The sequence below is a fragment of the Halomonas sp. NCCP-2165 genome, from assembly GCF_023708045.1.
GTDB lineage: Bacteria > Pseudomonadota > Gammaproteobacteria > Pseudomonadales > Halomonadaceae > Bisbaumannia > Bisbaumannia pacifica.
The window spans coordinates 18,064-35,140 of sequence record NZ_BRCY01000015.1 but is presented as its reverse complement, the minus strand read 5'-3'; the positions used below and the strand labels follow the sequence as shown (position 1 = coordinate 35,140).

Here is a 17,077-nt window from a genome sequence, read left to right as displayed (position 1 = left end):
CGTCGATCCTCGTTCGTCACCCTTTTTCTGCGGGAAGCACCATGCCCAAGCGTACAGACATTCAAAGCATCCTGATCATCGGCGCCGGCCCCATCGTCATCGGCCAGGCCTGCGAATTCGACTACTCCGGCGCCCAGGCCTGCAAGGCGCTGCGTGAGGAGGGCTACCGGGTCATCCTGGTGAACTCCAACCCGGCCACCATCATGACCGACCCGGCCATGGCCGATGCCACCTATATCGAGCCGATCACCTGGCAGGCGGTGGAGAAGATCATCGAGGCCGAGAAGCCCGATGCCATCCTGCCCACCATGGGCGGCCAGACCGCGCTCAACTGCGCCCTCGACCTGGACAAGCACGGCGTGCTCGACAAGCACGGCGTGGAGATGATCGGCGCCAACGCCGACGCCATCAACAAGGCCGAGGATCGCGACCTCTTCGACAAGGCGATGAAGAACATCGGCCTGGCGTGCCCCAAGGCCAAGGTCGCGCATACCATGGACGAGGCCTGGGCGATCCAGGCCGAGCTGGGCTTCCCGACCATTATCCGCCCCTCCTACACCATGGGCGGTTCCGGCGGCGGCGTGGCCTACAACAAGGAAGAGTTCGAGGAGATCTGTACCCGCGGCTTCGAGCTCTCCAACAACCATGAGCTGCTGATCGACGAGTCGCTGCTGGGGTGGAAGGAGTACGAGATGGAGGTCGTTCGTGACAAGAACGACAACTGCATCATCGTCTGCGCCATCGAGAACTTCGACCCCATGGGCGTGCACACCGGTGACTCCATCACCGTGGCCCCGGCCCAGACGCTGACCGACAAGGAATACCAGATCATGCGCGACGCCTCCCTGGCGGTGTTGCGCGAGATCGGCGTCGAGACCGGCGGCTCCAACGTCCAGTTCGGCGTGGATCCCAACACCGGTCGCGTGGTGGTGATCGAGATGAACCCGCGGGTCAGCCGCTCCTCGGCCCTGGCCTCCAAGGCCACCGGCTTCCCGATCGCCAAGATCGCCGCCAAGCTGGCCATCGGCTACACCCTGGACGAGCTGCAGAACGACATCACCGGCGGGCGCACCCCGGCCTCCTTCGAGCCGTCCATCGACTATGTGGTCACCAAGATCCCGCGCTTCACCTTCGAGAAGTTCCCCCAGGCCAACGATCGCCTGACCACCCAGATGAAGTCGGTGGGCGAGGTGATGGCCATCGGGCGGACCTTCCAGGAGTCGCTGCACAAGGCGCTGCGTGGCCTGGAGACCGGCAACGACGGCCTCGATCCGATCGTCACCGACTTCACCACCGAGGGCATGGCGCAGATCAAGGGCGAGCTGCAGGCCGCCGGCGCCGAGCGCATCTTCTACGTCGCCGACGCCATGCGCAGTGGCATGAGCGTCGACGAGATCTTCGCCCTGACCAAGATCGACCCCTGGTTCCTGGTGCAGATCGAGGACCTAATCAAGACCGAGGCCGACCTGGCCACCCGCTCGCTCTCCGAGCTGGATGCCCGGGCCCTGCTGCGCCTCAAGCGCAAGGGCTTCTCCGATGCCCGCCTGGCGCGCCTGCTGGGCGTCTCCGAGAAGGAGTTCCGTAAGACCCGCCAGAAGGCCGGCATCCGCCCGGTCTACAAGCGCGTCGACACCTGTGCGGCGGAGTTCGCCTCCGATACCGCCTACATGTACTCCACCTACGAGGAGGAGTGCGAGGCGGAGGTCTCCGATCGCCAGAAGATCATGGTGCTGGGCGGTGGCCCCAACCGCATCGGCCAGGGCATCGAGTTCGACTACTGCTGCGTCCACGCCGCCTTCGCCATGCGCGACGACGGTTATGAGACCATCATGGTCAACTGCAACCCGGAGACCGTCTCCACCGACTACGACACCAGCGATCGCCTCTACTTCGAGCCGGTGACCCTGGAGGACGTGCTGGAGATCGCCGACAAGGAGAAGCCGGTTGGCGTGATCGTGCAGTTCGGCGGCCAGACCCCGCTCAAGCTGGCCCGCGAGCTGGAGGCCGCCGGCGTGCCGATCATCGGCACCACCCCGGACGCCATCGACCGCGCCGAGGACCGCGAGCGCTTCCAGCAGATGATCGACAAGCTGGGCCTCAAGCAGCCGCCCAATGCCACCGCGCGCAGCTTCGATGAGGCCTTCGCCAAGGCCGAGGCGATCGGTTACCCGCTGGTGGTGCGCCCCAGCTACGTGCTCGGCGGTCGCGCCATGGAGATCGTCTACGACGCTTCCGAGCTCGAGAACTACATGACCCACGCGGTCAAGGTCTCCAACGACTCGCCGGTGCTGCTCGACCACTTCCTGAATGCCGCCATCGAGATCGATATCGATGCGGTCTCCGACGGCCAGCAGGTGGTGATCGGCGGCATCATGCAGCATATCGAACAGGCCGGCGTGCACTCCGGCGATTCCGCCTGCTCGCTGCCGCCTTACTCGCTGCCCGCCGAGGTGCAGGACGAGATGCGCGAGCAGGTCAAGCGCATGGCGGTGGAGCTGGGCGTCAAGGGCCTGATGAACGTGCAGCTGGCCTGGCAGGACGGCGAGATCTACGTGATCGAGGTCAATCCCCGCGCCTCGCGCACCGTGCCCTTCGTCTCCAAGTGCATCGGCACCTCCCTGGCCCAGATCGCCGCCCGCTGCATGGCCGGCACCACCCTGGCCGAGCAGGGCTTCGAGGCCGAGATCGTGCCGCCCTTCTACAGCGTCAAGGAAGCGGTCTTCCCGTTCAACAAGTTCCCCGGGGTCGACCCCATCCTGTCGCCGGAGATGAAGTCCACCGGCGAGGTGATGGGCTCCGGCGAGACCTTCGCCGAGGCCTTCTTCAAGGCGCAGCTGGGCGCCAGCGAGCCGATGCCGGGCCTCAATGGCCAGCGGCTGGCCTTCCTCTCTGTGCGCGAGCCGGACAAGGCCGCCATCGTCGAGGTGGCGCGTTCTCTGCTAGCATTGGGCTTCTCCCTCTGCGCCACCCGCGGCACCGCTGTCGCCCTCGAGGCGGCCGGCCTCGAGGTGTCGGTGGTCAACAAGGTCTACGAGGGGCGGCCGCATATCGTCGATATGCTCAAGAACGACGAAGTGGCTTATATCGTCAACACCACCGAGGGGCGTCAGGCCATCAACGACTCCTCGATCATCCGCCGCACCGCCCTGGCCCATAAGGTGCCCTATGCCACCACCCTGGCGGGGGCTCGCGCCGTGTGCATGGCGCTGGAGTACGGCAATCAGATCACCGTGCGGCGGCTTCAGGAATTGCATGCAGGAGCCAGTCAATGAACAAGGTCCCGATGACCGTAGCGGGCGAGCAGCGCCTGCGGGACGAGCTGGATCAGCTCAAGAGCGTCGAACGGCCGAAGGTGATCAATGCCATTGCCGAGGCTCGTGAACACGGCGACCTCAAGGAAAACGCCGAGTACCACGCGGCCCGCGAGCAGCAGGGCTTTATCGAGGGGCGCATCCAGGAGATCGAGAGCAAGCTCTCCGCGTCCCAGGTGATCGATGTCACCAAGCTGCCCAAGACCGGCAAGGTGATCTTCGGCGTGACCGTGGAGTTGCTCAACCTCGATACCGACGAGGAGGTGACCTACCGCATCGTCGGCGAGGACGAGGCCGACATCAAGGCGGGGCGCATCTCGGTGACCTCGCCCATCGCCCGTGCCCTGATCGGCAAGGAAGAAGGCGATGTGGTGCTGGTCAAGACGCCAGGCGGTGACGTGGAGTACGAGATCTCCGGCGTCGAGCACCTGTAAGTCAAGCTGGAAGAGCGGCGCTTCGCGCCTGGAAGCTTGAAGCCGAAAGAAAAACACCCCGCGACCCTAGGGTCGCGGGGTGTTTTGTATCTACGGCTGTCGCATCATGCTGGCTTCCAGCTTCCAGCTTCCAGCTTCCAGCTTCCAGCTTCCAGCTTCCAGCTTCCAGCTTCCAGCTTCCAGCTTCCAGCTCGCGCGAAGCGCGTCAGTGCCGGCCGTGGTGGCCTTCGAAGCGCTGGATATTGGAAAGCTTGGGGTTGGCCTTGGGGTTCTTGCGGTAGAGCAGGGCCATCTTGCCGATGGTCTGCACCAGTTCGGCGCCGCTGTTCGCCACCAGCTCGGCGATCATGGCGGCCCGGTCGTCGCGGTCGGGCAGGGCCAGCTTGACCTTGATCAGCTCGTGATCCGCCAGCGCCCGGTCCAGCTCGGCCAGGACGCCCTCGGAGATGCCGTTCTCGGAGAGGGTGACCACGGGGTTGAGGTGGTGGCCGATGCTGCGAAATGCTTTCTTTTGTGCCTGTGACAAGCTCATGGTATCTTGAGATTTCCGGTTGCGCTGAACCCGTCATGGTAAGGCGAAAGCCGTCGCGGTGAAAGCCTCCCGTCGGCGCCGACCGACCCCGCTCTCCGTGTGGCGAATTCCCGACCCCAGGTGCCCTAGTGACATCTCCTTCCCGTCCCCGCAAGTCCGCGTCTCCGCGTCATGCCAGCAAGTCCAGTGCCGGTTGGCTCAAGGAGCATTTCGACGATCAGTATGTGCAGCGCTCCTGGCAGGAGGGCTACCGCAGCCGGGCCAGCTACAAGCTGCTCGAGCTGGATGCCAAGGACCGGCTCTTTACGCCGGGCATGACGGTGATCGACCTGGGGGCGGCACCCGGCGGCTGGAGCCAGGTGGCCGCCGAGAAGGTGGGCGCCAGGGGCCTGGTGATCGCTTCCGATATTCTCGAGATGGATGCCCTGGCCGGGGTCGAGTTCATCCAGGGGGACTTTACCGAGGAGGCGGCCCTGGAGGCGATCCTCGCGACCCTGGGGGAGCGGCCGGTGGACCTGGTGATGTCCGATATGGCCCCCAATATGAGTGGCATGGCCGCCATCGATCAGCCCCAGGCCATGTACCTGGTGGAGCTGGCGCTGGACCTGGCGCGCCAGACCCTGAGCCCCGGGGGGCGCTTCCTGGCCAAGGTGTTTCAGGGCGAAGGTTTCGATGCCTACCTGAGGGAGCTGCGCGGCAGCTTCGCTCGGGTGGTGACCCGCAAGCCGGAGGCCTCGCGGGCGCGATCCCGCGAGGTCTACCTGCTGGCGGAAGGATTCAAGGGCTAGGGCGGCGATAGCTTCCATCAACCGAGGCAATAGCCGGACAGGGGGCGAAAGATATGCCACTGTCGTCCCCTCAGGGTGGTTGAACACCCGCGGCTGCTGTAATGTCCAAGGTCTAGCCGGTACGCAGATCGATTTAGCAATGAGGGTGTTCCCTTGAATGATATGGCGAAGAACCTGATCCTGTGGTTGGTCATCGCGGCAGTATTGCTGACGGTGTTCAACAACTTCAGTGTCGATAACTCACCGCAGACGATGAACTATTCCCAGTTCGTCCAGCAGGTGCAGAACCAGCAGGTGCGCAGCGTCACCATCGATGGCTACACCATCACCGGTGAGCGCAGCGATGGCTCGTCCTTCCAGACCATTCGCCCGGCGGCGGAAGATCCCAAGCTGATGGACGATCTGCTCTCCAATAACGTCACCGTGGTGGGCAAGGAGCCCGAGCGCCAGAGCCTGTGGACGCGGCTGCTGGTGGCCAGCTTCCCGATCCTGATCATCCTGGCGATCTTCCTCTTCTTCATGCGTCAGATGCAGGGCGGTGGCGGCGGCAAGGGCGGCCCCATGAGCTTCGGCAAGTCCAAGGCCAAGCTGCTCTCCCAGGACCAGATCAAGACCACCTTCGCCGACGTGGCCGGCTGTGACGAGGCCAAGGAAGAGGTGGAGGAGCTGGTCGACTTCCTGCGCGACCCCTCCAAGTTCCAGCGCCTGGGTGGCACCATTCCCCGCGGCGTGCTGATGGTGGGCCCGCCGGGGACCGGTAAGACCTTGCTGGCCAAGTCGATCGCCGGCGAGGCCAAGGTGCCCTTCTTCTCGATCTCCGGTTCCGACTTCGTCGAGATGTTCGTCGGCGTGGGCGCCTCCCGGGTGCGCGACATGTTCGAGCAGGCCAAGAAGCAGGCGCCCTGCATCATCTTCATCGACGAGATCGATGCCGTGGGGCGTTCCCGTGGCGTCGGCATGGGCGGCGGCAACGACGAGCGCGAGCAGACCCTCAACCAGCTGCTGGTGGAGATGGACGGCTTCGAGGCCAACGAAGGCATCATCGTCATCGCCGCCACCAACCGTCCCGACGTGCTCGATCCGGCGCTGTTGCGCCCGGGCCGTTTCGACCGTCAGGTCACCGTGGGCCTGCCGGATATTCGCGGCCGCGAGCATATCCTCAATGTGCACCTGCGCAAGGTGCCCCTGGCCGATGACGTCAAGCCGTCGCTGATCGCCCGCGGTACCCCGGGCTTCTCCGGCGCCGACCTGGCCAACCTGGTCAACGAGGCCGCCCTGTTCGCCGCGCGTCGCAACAAGCGCCTGGTGGGCATGGACGAGCTGGAGCTGGCCAAGGACAAGATCATGATGGGCGCCGAGCGCAAGTCCATGGTGATGTCCGAGAAGGAGAAGCTGAACACCGCCTATCACGAGTCGGGCCACGCCATCATCGGCCTGGTGATGCCGGAGCACGATCCGGTCTACAAGGTCACCATCATTCCCCGTGGCCGCGCCCTGGGGGTGACCATGTTCCTGCCGGAGGAGGATCGCTATAGCCTCTCCCGCCAGCAGATCATCAGCCAGATCTGCTCGCTGTTCGGCGGCCGCATCGCCGAGGAGATGACCCTGGGGCCGGATGGCGTGACCACCGGGGCGTCGAACGATATCAAGCGTGCCACCGAGCTGGCCCACAACATGGTCGCCAAGTGGGGCCTCTCCGAGGAGCTCGGGCCGATCATGTACGACGAGGACGAGTCGCATCAGTTCCTCGGCGGCCCGGGTCAGGGCGGCGGCAAGTTCAAGTCCGGCGAGACCACCTCCAAGCTGGATCGGGAGGTGCGGCGCATCATCGACGACTGCTACGCCAAGGCCAAGCAGATCCTCGAGGAGAATCGCAGCAAGCTGGATGCCATGGCCGAGGCGCTGATGAAGTACGAGACCATCGATGCCGACCAGCTCAAGGACATCATGGCGGGTCGCGATCCGCGTCCGCCCGAGGGCTGGGATGACGATGGCAGCGGTGGCGCCGGCATTACCCCGGATGCCCAGGCCAAGCCGGACGATGCCCAGGCGCCCTCCGCCGAGGAGGGCGATGACGAGGAGGATGGCGAGCCGCGTCGTCGGCCCTCGGATCCCCTCGGCGGTCCCGCCGGCCAGTAGGTCGGGAGTGATGGAATCACCACAGGCGCCCCTCGGGGCGCCTGTGTCGTCTCTGCCGGTCGTCTTGCATGGTGCCGGGCGGCTGATTAGAGTAGGTTCCCTCTCTTTGCCTACCCTGTCAGGACCCGCCCCATGAGCGACGGACAACCCGCGGCCATGCTCCATTGTGGTCGCCATCGGCTCGATCTCTCCTATCCCCGAGTCATGGGGATTCTCAATGTCACCCCGGACTCCTTCTCCGACGGCGGGCGCCATGTGGCCCTGGATGATGCCCTGCGTCACGCCGAGCAGATGCTCGCCGAAGGGGCCGCCATCATCGACGTGGGGGGAGAGTCGACCCGTCCCGGCGCCGCGCCGGTGGCGCCCCAGCAGGAGCTGGATCGGGTCGCCCCGGTGGTGGAGGCCCTGGTGCGCGAGCTGGATGCCCTGGTCTCGGTGGACACCAGCAGTCCCGAGGTGATGCGCGAGAGCGCCGCCCTGGGGGCAGGAATGCTCAACGACGTGCGTGCCCTGCGTCGCGAGGGGGCCCTGCAGGCGGCGGCCCATAGCGGCCTGCCGGTATGCCTGATGCATATGCTCGGCGAGCCCGGCGACATGCAGGTGGCGCCCCATTATGAGGGGCCGGTGGAGGAGGCGGTGGCCGACTTCCTCGAGGCGCGGGTGGCCGCCTGCCTGGCGGCGGGGCTGCGTCCCGAGCGGCTGCTGCTCGACCCCGGCTTCGGCTTCGCCAAGACCGTGGAGCATAACCTGCGGCTGCTGCACCGCATGGAGCGCCTGCAGGCACTCAAGCTGCCGCTGTTGGTGGGCATGTCCCGCAAGAGCATGATCGGCAAGGTGCTGGAGCGCCCCGTCGAGGAGCGCCTGCCCGGCGGCCTGGCCCTGGCGGCCCTGGCCGTGGAGCGCGGCGCACGAATCCTGCGTGTCCATGATGTGGGGCCCAGCGTGGATGCCATCAATATGACCTGGGCCGTACTCCAGGAAGGATGTGACTCATGAGTCGACGCTATTTCGGCACGGACGGGATCCGTGGCACCGTGGGGGAGTTTCCCATCACCCCCGATTTCATGCTCAAGCTGGGTTGGGCCACCGGCCGGGTGCTGGCCCGTCAGGGGCGCACCAAGGTGTTGATCGGCAAGGATACCCGGATTTCCGGTTACCTCTTCGAGTCGGCCCTGGAGGCGGGGCTCTCCGCCGCCGGGGTGGACGTCTCCCTGCTGGGCCCCATGCCGACCCCGGGGATCGCCTACCTGACGCGCACCTTCCGTGCCGATGCCGGTATCGTGATCTCGGCCTCCCATAATCCCTTCGCCGACAACGGCATCAAGTTCTTCTCCGCCGAGGGGACCAAGCTGGATGACGCCATCGAGGCGCGCATCGAGGCCGAGCTGGACGAGCCGCTGACCACGGTGGCCGCCGCCGAGCTGGGCAAGGCGGTGCGCATCAACGATGCCCCGGGGCGCTATATCGAATTCTGCAAGTCCACCATCCCCGACCGCGTCAGCCTGCACGGCATGAAGATCGTGCTCGACTGTGCCCATGGGGCCACCTATCACATCGCCCCCAGCGTGTTCCGCGAACTGGGCGCCGAGGTGAGCCTGATCGGCGCCGAGCCGGATGGCCTCAATATCAACCGCGAGGTGGGTTCCACCCATCCGGCGGCCCTGCGTGCCGCGGTGATCCAGCGTGGCGCCGACCTGGGCATCGCCTTCGATGGCGACGGCGACCGGGTGCTGCTGGTGGATGCCGACGGCCGCGAGGTGGATGGTGACGATATCCTCTACCTGATCGCCAGGGATCGCCATGAGCGGGGCGAGCTGGGCGGCGGGGTGGTCGGCACCCTGATGACCAACTTCGGCCTCGAGCTGGCCTTCGCCCGCCTGGGGATCCCCTTCGAGCGCGCCAAGGTGGGCGACCGCTATGTGATGGAGCGCCTGGCCGCCAATGCCTGGCAGCTGGGCGGCGAGGCCTCCGGGCATATCGTCTGTGGCCATGTGCAGACCACCGGCGACGGCATCGTTGCCGCCCTCCAGGCGGTGGCCATCATGGTGCGCGAGGGGCAGTCCCTGGCGCGGCTGCTCGCCGGCCTGGAGAAGGTGCCCCAGGCGTTGGTCAACGTGCGCCTGTCGCCGGGCAGCGACGCCAAGTCGCTGATGGCGGCGCCGGCGCTGCAGAAGGCGGTCGCCGCCGTGGAGGCGGAGCTGGGCGATGAGGGTCGGGTGTTGCTGCGTCCCTCCGGCACCGAGCCGTTGATCCGGGTGATGGTTGAGGGGCGTGCCCACTTCGACGTGGAGGCCCTGGCCGAACGCATCGCCGCCGATGTGCGCGCGCTGATGGCCTGAGGCCGCAGGCTCGCGAGGTTGTCAGGCGGCGGTTGTCATGCTAGGGCCGCTCCTATACCATTTCGCTCCACCGTGAACGAGGACAGTCTATGCGTACGCCGCTGATTGCCGGCAACTGGAAGATGAATGGCTCGGCCGACCTGGTCGAGGCGTTCGGACGTGCCTTTGCCGAGGCCGAGCTGCCGGACGGCCTCGAGGTGGCGATCTTTCCGCCGTTTCCCTACCTGGAGGCGGCGCGGCGCGCCTTCGCCGGGGCGCCCATCGGCCTCGGGGCCCAGACCCTGAATCCGCTCCACTCGGGGGCCCATACCGGCGAGGTGAGCGGGCGCATGCTGTGTGAATTCGGCGTGCGTTATGCCCTGGTGGGGCATTCGGAGCGTCGCCAGCTCTACCGCGAGAGCGACGAGCAGGTCTATGACCGCCTGCTGGCCGCCCTCGGCGTCGACCTGATTCCGGTGCTCTGCGTGGGCGAGACCCTCGAGGAGCGCGATGCCGGGCGCACCATGGAGGTGGTGTTGCGTCAGGTGGGCTTCGTGATGTCGCGCCTCGAGCCGCAGCAGCGTTCGCGTGTGGTGATCGCCTACGAACCGGTGTGGGCGATCGGTACCGGCCGCACGGCCACGCCGGAGCAGGCCCAGGAGGTGATGGCCGCCATCCGCGACTACCAGGCGAGCTTCGATGCCGAGCTCGCGGCCGCCATGCGGCTGCTCTACGGTGGCAGCATGAATGCCGGGAATGCCGGCGAGCTGCTTTCCCAACCCGATATCGACGGCGGCCTGGTGGGCGGAGCCTCCCTCAAGGTCGACGATTTCCTAGCCATTTGCCAGTCAGCAGGTTGAATCCATGCAAGTTGCCATTCTGATGATCCACGTGGCGATCGCCATCGCCCTGGTCGCCCTTATCCTGCTGCAGCAGGGCAAGGGCGCCGAAGCCGGTGCCGCCTTCGGTGGCGGTGCCTCCCAGACCGTGTTCGGCTCCCGGGGTAGCGGAAGCTTCCTGGCCAAGCTGACCGGCATCCTGGCGGCGGCCTTCTTCGCCACCTCCCTGACCCTGGCCTACTTCGCCAGCCAGGCCGGTAATGCGCCGGAGGCCGGGATTCCCGATGCGCGCCTGATCGAGCAGCAAAATTCGCTGCCGACCCTTGACGAGGGGCAGCAAGATCTGGATAATTCAGCGCCAGTGCTCGAGGAGACAGGCGAGTAAGCCGGTCTTCGCATAGCACTCCCCTGATGCCGAAGTGGTGGAATTGGTAGACACGCTATCTTGAGGGGGTAGTGGCCTTACGGCCGTGCGGGTTCAAGTCCCGCCTTCGGCACCATTCGAAAGCGCAGATCGCGTTTTCCGCAAGATCAGCACCATGGCGACGTAATGGCTTGACTCTAAAGCAACCGTTACCTATACTCGCCGACCTGTAGATGCGGGGTGGAGCAGTCTGGTAGCTCGTCGGGCTCATAACCCGAAGGTCATCGGTTCAAATCCGGTCCCCGCTACCATTTTGGCGAGACGGCCAATCTGGTGTGAAAGGTTTCTTGTAAAAGGCCCCTTCCAGTGAAGGGGCTTTTTGTTAGCCGCTCATCCACTTGGCCGTCTAGTTGACAGCCTGTCTTGGCAGCACGCCCATCGGTCACCTAGCTTATCTATCGCTCCTGGCCAGGTGCCTGATGCAACGGCTGTAGGAGTCTTCGTCGTGGCAATCAAGGACTCAGCGCTCAAGGCGCTCATCGAACCGGTGGTGACCGCCATGGGCTTCGAGCTCTGGGGGATCGACTACCTTTCCCAGGGCAAGCATTCCCGACTGGTGATCTATATCGACGGCCCCGAAGGGGTCACGGTGGACGACTGCGCGGCCATCAGCCGTCAGGTCAGTGCCATCTTCGATGTGGAGGATCCGATTCCCGGCGAATACCGTCTCGAGGTGTCATCCCCGGGCATCGATCGACCCCTCTTTACCCTCGACCACTATGCGCGCTATCGCGGCCATACCGTGACGCTCAAGTTGCGTCTGGCCTTCGAAGGGCGGCGCAAGTTTCAGGGCCTGCTGGCCGGCGTCGAGGGCGACGAGGTGTTGTTGCAACTCGATGGCGAGGAGTACTGCTTTCCCATCGACAGCATCGAGCAGGCGCGCGTCGTGCCGCGGTTCGATGACTAAGGACAGGTTTATTGGCGAGGCTATGGCATGAGCAAAGAGATTCTGGCGGTCGTTGACGCCATCTCCAACGAAAAAGGCGTGCCGCGCGAAGTGATCTTCGAGGCGGTGGAGGCGGCGCTGGCCAGCGCCTCTCGCAAGCGCTTCGAGGACCAGGAAGTCAGCGTCCGGGTCAAGATCAACCGCGTCACCGGCGAATACGAGACCTTCCGTCGCTGGGAGGTGCTCGACGACGACGACTTCGAGAATCCCGACGCCGAGATCAAGCTCAGCTATGCGGAGCGGCGGGATCCGCCCCTCGGCCTGGGCGACGTGGTGGAAGAGAAGATCGAGAATGCGGCCTTCGGCCGCATCGCCGCCCAGACCGCCAAGCAGGTCATCGTGCAGAAGGTGCGCGAGGCGGAGCGGGCCGAGGTGGTGCGCCTCTACTCCGATCGCGAGGGCGAGCTGGTCTCCGGCATCGTCAAGAAGACCACCCGCGACGGCCTGATCGTCGACCTGGGCGATAACGCCGAGGCCTTCCTGCCGCGCAGCGAGATGATCCCCGGCGAGCGCTACCGCATGAACGAGCGGGTCCGCGCGGTGCTGATGAAGGTCGATCCCGAGGCCCGCGGCTCGCAGCTGATCCTCTCGCGCACCTGCCCGGAGTTGATCATCGAGCTGTTCAAGATCGAGGTGCCGGAGATCGCCGAGCAGCTCATCGAGATCAAGGGCGCGGCCCGCGATCCGGGCTCCCGGGCCAAGATCGCCGTCAAGACCAATGATCGCCGCATCGACCCGGTGGGCGCCTGCGTCGGCATGCGCGGCTCCCGGGTCCAGGCGGTCTCCACCGAGCTGCAGAACGAGCGGGTCGATATCATCCTCTGGGACGACAACCCCGCGCAGCTGGTGATCAACGCCATGGCGCCGGCCGACGTGGCCTCCATCCTGGTGGACGAGGAGTCCGGGGCCATGGATGTGGCCGTGGCCGAAGACAACCTGGCTCAGGCCATCGGCCGTAGCGGCCAGAACGTGCGCCTGGCCTCGGAACTCACCGGTTGGCGTCTCAACGTCATGACCGAGGAAGAGGCCGAGGGCAAGCGCGAGCAAGAGATCGACAGCCTGGTGGAGCACTTCATCCAGCACCTGGAGATCGACGAGGACCTCGCTCGCCTGCTGGTGGAAGAGGGCTTCACCACCCTGGAAGAGATCGCCTATGTGCCCGCCGAGGAGATGCTCGAGATCGAGGAGCTCGATGAAGAGCTGATCGAAGAGCTGCGGGCACGGGCCAAGGACGAGCTATTGAACCTGGCCATTGCCTCCGAGGAGGAGCTCGATGGTGCTCAGCCCGCCGATGACCTGCTGGCGATGGAGGGCATGGAGCGTCACCTGGCCTTTATCCTCGCCAGTCGCGGCATCGTCACGATGGAGGATCTGGCCGAGCAGTCCGTCGACGACCTGGCGGACATCGACGAGTTGGACGAAGAGCGCGCAGCGGCACTGATCATGACTGCCCGTGCGCCATGGTTCGAGAGCGAACAGTAAACAGGTCACGGGCTCAGGAGGGTCGCAATGTCAGACATGACCGTTAAAGATTTTGCAGCCAAGGTGGGGCGCGATGTGCCTCGCCTGCTGGAACAGATGAAAGAAGCCGGACTGTCCCATCAGTCCGAGAGCGACGCCGTCTCCGAAGAGGACAAGCGGTGCCTGCTCGACTACCTCACCAAGAGCCATGGCGGCAGCGGTGCCGGGGCCAGGAATCGCATTACCCTGACCCGCAAGACCAAGAGCCGGATCAAGACCGGTGAGCGGGGCAAGACCATCGAGGTGCAGGTGCGCAAGAAGCGTACCTACGTCAAGCGCGAGGAAGAGCAGCCCGCCGAGGAGCCCAAGGTCCAGGATCATGGCCCCCGCCAGCTGGTGGGTGACATGGCCGAGGCCGAGGCCAAGCGCGAGGCTCGCGAGGCGGAAGAGGCCAAGGCGCGTGCCGCCGAGCAGGCCGCTCAGGAAGCCGCCGCCAAGCTCGAGGCCGAGAAGGCCGCCGAGGTGCCGGAGGTTCCGGTGCCCGAGCTGGATACCAGCGAGCCCGCCGGCGACCAGCCCCCGGCACCGCCCAAGGAGGGTCGCACCGACCGTCGCACCGCGCCGCCCAAGAAGGCCTCCGCCAAGAAGGGCCGCCACGATCGCGATGACGACCGTGAAGAGCGGCGCCGTGGTGGTGCCAAGAAGGTCAAGCGCGCCGAGCGTCGCAGCACCCGCCGTGGCGGTGGTCGCGACAGCGGCGGCAAGCACGGCTTCCAGAAGCCGACCCAGCCGATCGTGCGCGAGGTCTCGATCCCCGAGTCGATCAGCGTCGCCGACCTGGCCGACAAGATGTCGATCAAGGCCAACGAGGTGATCAAGGCGATGTTCACCATGGGCGCCGCGGTGACCATCAACCAGACCATCGATCAGGACACCGCCGCGATCGTGGTGGAAGAGATGGGCCATACGCCCAAGCTGGTCAAGGACGATGCGCTGGAGACCGAGGTCCTCGCCGGCATCTCCTACGAGGGCGAGGAGATCACCCGCTCGCCGGTGGTCACCGTCATGGGTCACGTCGACCACGGCAAGACCTCGCTGCTCGACTATATCCGTCAGGCCAAGGTCGCCACCGGCGAAGCCGGCGGCATCACCCAGCATATCGGCGCCTACCATGTGGAAGGCCAGCACGGTGGGGTGACCTTCCTGGATACCCCGGGTCACGCGGCCTTTACCGCCATGCGTGCTCGCGGTGCCAAGGCCACCGACGTGGTGATCCTGGTGGTGGCCGCCGATGACGGCGTCATGCCCCAGACCATCGAGGCGATCGAGCACTCCAAGGCCGCCGAAGTGCCCATGGTGGTGGCGGTCAACAAGATCGACAAGCCCGCCGCGGATCCCGATCGGGTCAAGAACGAACTCTCCCAGCACGGGGTCATCTCCGAGGAGTGGGGTGGCGACACCCAGTTCGTGCATGTCTCCGCCAAGACCGGCGAGGGCATCGATGACCTGATCGAGGCCGTGCAGCTGGTCTCCGAGGTGCTCGAGCTCAAGGCCGTGCCGGAAGCGCCCGGCAAGGGCGTGGTGGTCGAGTCGCGTCTCGACAAGGGCCGCGGCCCGGTGGCCACCGTGCTGGTCCAGAACGGCACCCTGAAGAAGGGCGATATCGTCCTCGCCGGCCTGCACTACGGCCGGGTGCGTGCCCTGACCAACGAGCTGGGCAAGCAGGTCGACTCGGTGGGGCCGGCCATGCCGGTGGAGATCCAGGGCCTCGACGGCACCCCGGACGCCGGTGACGACTTCATGGTGGTGGCCGACGAGAAGAAGGCCCGCGAGGTCGCCAACTTCCGTCAGGGCAAGTACCGCGAGGTGCGCCTGGCTCGCCAGCAGAAGGCCAAGCTGGAGAACATGTTCAGCCAGATGGGCCAGGACGAGGTGGCCAAGGTCAATATCGTCCTCAAGGCCGACGTCCAGGGCTCCCTGGAAGCCATCAAGGGCGCCCTGGAAGAGCTCTCCACCGACGAGGTGCAGGTCTCCGTGGTCTCCTCTGGGGTCGGCGGTATCACCGGTACCGACGCCAACCTGGCGCTGGCTTCCGAGGCCATCGTGGTGGGCTTCAACGTGCGTGCCGACGCCGCCGCCCGCGAGATCATCGAGCGCGAAGGCCTGGACCTGCGCTACTACAGCGTCATCTACCACCTGATCGACGAGGTCAAGCAGGCCATGAGCGGCATGCTGGCACCGGAGTGGAAGGAGGAGATCGTCGGTGTGGCCGAGGTCCGCGACGTCTTCCGCGCGCCCAAGATCGGCGCCGTGGCCGGCTGCATGGTGGTCGAGGGCACCGTCTACCGCAGCAAGAAGATCCGCGTGCTGCGCGACAACGTGGTCATCTACGAGGGCGAACTCGAGTCGCTGCGTCGCTTCAAGGACGATGTCCAGGAAGTTCGCAACGGCATGGAGTGTGGCATCGGCGTGAAGAACTACAACGATGTCCAGGTCGGCGACAAGATCGAGGTCTTCGATCAGGTCAAGGTCGAGCGCTCGCTGTAACGCCCTAGGAGCAGAGTCCCATGCGCGAATTCAAGCGTACCGACCGGGTCGCCGACCAGCTGCAGAAGGAGCTGGCGGTACTCATCCAGCGTGAGGTCAAGGATCCGCGCCTGGGCATGGTCACCGTCAGCGGTGTCAAGGTGAGTCGTGATCTCGGTTATGCCGATGTCTACATCACCCTGCTGGGCGAGAACGATGCCGAGACGATCAAGGCCAACCTGGGCATCCTGCGCCGGGCGGCGGGCTTCCTGCGCGGCCAGGTCGGCCGTCGCATCAAGCTGCGCCATGTGCCGGAACTGCGCTTCCACTACGATGAGAGCGTGGTACGCGGCCAGCGGCTCTCCTCGCTGATCGACGAGGCGGTAGCCAGCGATCGCGGCCAGCGGGATGACGAGGAGTCGGAGTAATGGCCAGGCGGCGTCGCGGGCTGCCCATCGATGGCGTCCTGCTGCTGGACAAGCCCCAGGGCCTGTCCAGCAACCAGGCCCTGCAGCGCGCCCGGCGCCTCTATCAGGCCCAGAAGGCCGGGCATACCGGCACCCTGGACCCGATGGCCACCGGCTTGCTGCCGGTGTGCTTCGGCGAGGCCACCAAGTTCTCGTCGCAGCTGCTGGACGCCGATAAGGTCTATCGCGCCCGGTTGCGCCTGGGGGTGACCACCACCACCGGCGATGCCGAGGGCGAAGTACTCCAGGAGCGGCCGGTGCCGGCGCTGGATGAGGCGAGCATCGAGGCGGTCCTGGCGCGTTTTCGCGGCGAGATCGAGCAGCTGCCGCCGATGTATTCGGCGCTCAAGCATCAGGGGCGCCCGCTCTATGAGCTGGCCCGCGAGGGCAAGACAATCGAGCGTGCAGTCCGCCGCGTGACGGTTTATGATGTGCGCCTTCTCGCCCTGGAGGGCGAGGAATTCACGCTGGAAGCCAGCGTCAGCAAGGGCACCTATATCCGCACCCTGGCCGAGGATATCGGCGAGACGCTGGGATGTGGGGCTCACCTCACCGCCCTGCGGCGCCTGAAGACCGGGCCCTTCACGGCGGAGGGAATGCTGACCCTCGAGGCCCTGGAGGGACTCGACGAGGCCGAGCGTCAGGCGCATCTGTTACCCATGGATGTGCTGGTGGCGCATCTGCCGTCATTGACGGTGGCGGCCGAGGCGGCCAAGCGGCTGACCCATGGTCAGCCGGCGCGGCTCGAGGTCGGAGCGCTGGCCGTGGAGAGCACGGTACGACTCTATCATGACGGGGCCTTCCTGGGCCTCGGCGTGGTGGCGGGGCCACAGGAGGTGGCGCCGAAGCGGCTGCTGAGTAGTGCGGCCGACTAGGGAGCATCGCCGAGACT

The 17,077-nt window shown here is 65.8% G+C and carries 14 protein-coding genes and 2 tRNA genes; 15 read left to right on the top strand and 1 reads right to left on the bottom strand.

Features of this window, described 5'->3' with window-relative positions; translation table 11 throughout:
• Positions 1-41: 41 nt before the first annotated feature.
• Both carB and greA read left to right on the top strand, forming a co-directional pair.
• On the top strand, positions 42-3,272 hold the full coding sequence (carB, locus tag NFU04_RS09600) for a carbamoyl-phosphate synthase large subunit (RefSeq protein ID WP_251309226.1): 3,231 nt from the start codon (positions 42-44) through the stop codon (positions 3,270-3,272).
• Positions 3,269-3,745 (top strand): transcription elongation factor GreA, encoded by a 477-nt coding sequence (gene greA / locus NFU04_RS09595; RefSeq protein ID WP_251309225.1) that lies wholly within the window; start codon positions 3,269-3,271, stop codon positions 3,743-3,745. The genes carB and greA overlap by 4 nt, the downstream gene beginning before the upstream one ends.
• 205 nt (positions 3,746-3,950) lie before the next feature.
• On the opposite strand, the gene yhbY is transcribed toward greA, so the two are convergent.
• Positions 3,951-4,277: a ribosome assembly RNA-binding protein YhbY gene (gene yhbY, locus NFU04_RS09590; protein WP_146801778.1), complete on the bottom strand. Its 327-nt coding sequence runs from the start codon at positions 4,275-4,277 to the stop codon at positions 3,951-3,953.
• 128 nt (positions 4,278-4,405) lie between these two features.
• On the opposite strand from yhbY, the gene rlmE reads away from it, so the two are divergent.
• From rlmE to truB, 13 genes are all read left to right on the top strand, one after another.
• Positions 4,406-5,065: a 23S rRNA (uridine(2552)-2'-O)-methyltransferase RlmE gene (rlmE, locus tag NFU04_RS09585; RefSeq protein WP_251309224.1), complete on the top strand. Its 660-nt coding sequence runs from the start codon at positions 4,406-4,408 to the stop codon at positions 5,063-5,065.
• A gap of 153 nt (positions 5,066-5,218) precedes the next feature.
• Positions 5,219-7,204 carry an ATP-dependent zinc metalloprotease FtsH gene (gene ftsH, locus NFU04_RS09580; RefSeq protein WP_251309223.1) on the top strand — a complete coding sequence of 662 codons (1,986 nt, stop codon included), beginning with the start codon at positions 5,219-5,221 and terminating at the stop codon, positions 7,202-7,204.
• Positions 7,205-7,336: 132 nt separating this feature from the next.
• On the top strand, positions 7,337-8,200 hold the full coding sequence (folP, locus tag NFU04_RS09575) for a dihydropteroate synthase (RefSeq protein WP_459382080.1): 864 nt from the start codon (positions 7,337-7,339) through the stop codon (positions 8,198-8,200).
• Positions 8,197-9,543: a phosphoglucosamine mutase gene (gene glmM / locus NFU04_RS09570; RefSeq protein ID WP_251309222.1), complete on the top strand. Its 1,347-nt coding sequence runs from the start codon at positions 8,197-8,199 to the stop codon at positions 9,541-9,543. The genes folP and glmM overlap by 4 nt, the downstream gene beginning before the upstream one ends.
• An 89-nt stretch (positions 9,544-9,632) precedes the next feature.
• A complete protein-coding gene (tpiA, locus tag NFU04_RS09565; RefSeq protein ID WP_251309221.1) occupies positions 9,633-10,382 on the top strand; it encodes a triose-phosphate isomerase in 750 nt (249 codons plus the stop codon).
• A gap of 4 nt (positions 10,383-10,386) precedes the next feature.
• Positions 10,387-10,746: a preprotein translocase subunit SecG gene (gene secG, locus NFU04_RS09560; RefSeq protein ID WP_146801784.1), complete on the top strand. Its 360-nt coding sequence runs from the start codon at positions 10,387-10,389 to the stop codon at positions 10,744-10,746.
• 28 nt (positions 10,747-10,774) lie between these two features.
• Positions 10,775-10,861 (top strand) — tRNA-Leu (locus NFU04_RS09555).
• Positions 10,862-10,959: 98 nt separating this feature from the next.
• Positions 10,960-11,036, top strand: a tRNA-Met gene (locus NFU04_RS09550).
• 194 nt (positions 11,037-11,230) lie between these two features.
• The gene (gene rimP / locus NFU04_RS09545) at positions 11,231-11,692 is read left to right on the top strand and encodes a ribosome maturation factor RimP (RefSeq protein WP_146801785.1); all 462 of its coding nucleotides are present in this window, start codon (positions 11,231-11,233) and stop codon (positions 11,690-11,692) included.
• 27 nt (positions 11,693-11,719) lie between these two features.
• Complete coding sequence (gene nusA, locus NFU04_RS09540; protein ID WP_146801786.1) at positions 11,720-13,213, top strand: transcription termination factor NusA; 1,494 nt, start codon at positions 11,720-11,722, stop codon at positions 13,211-13,213.
• A gap of 27 nt (positions 13,214-13,240) precedes the next feature.
• Positions 13,241-15,739, top strand: a complete 2,499-nt coding sequence (gene infB, locus NFU04_RS09535) for a translation initiation factor IF-2 (protein ID WP_251309220.1) — start codon at positions 13,241-13,243, stop codon at positions 15,737-15,739.
• Positions 15,740-15,759: 20 nt separating this feature from the next.
• On the top strand, positions 15,760-16,146 hold the full coding sequence (gene rbfA / locus NFU04_RS09530) for a 30S ribosome-binding factor RbfA (RefSeq protein ID WP_146801788.1): 387 nt from the start codon (positions 15,760-15,762) through the stop codon (positions 16,144-16,146).
• Positions 16,146-17,060, top strand: coding sequence for a tRNA pseudouridine(55) synthase TruB (gene truB, locus NFU04_RS09525; protein WP_251309219.1), 915 nt, complete (start codon positions 16,146-16,148; stop codon positions 17,058-17,060). Before rbfA ends, truB begins: the two co-directional genes overlap by 1 nt.
• Positions 17,061-17,077 lie beyond the last annotated feature (17 nt).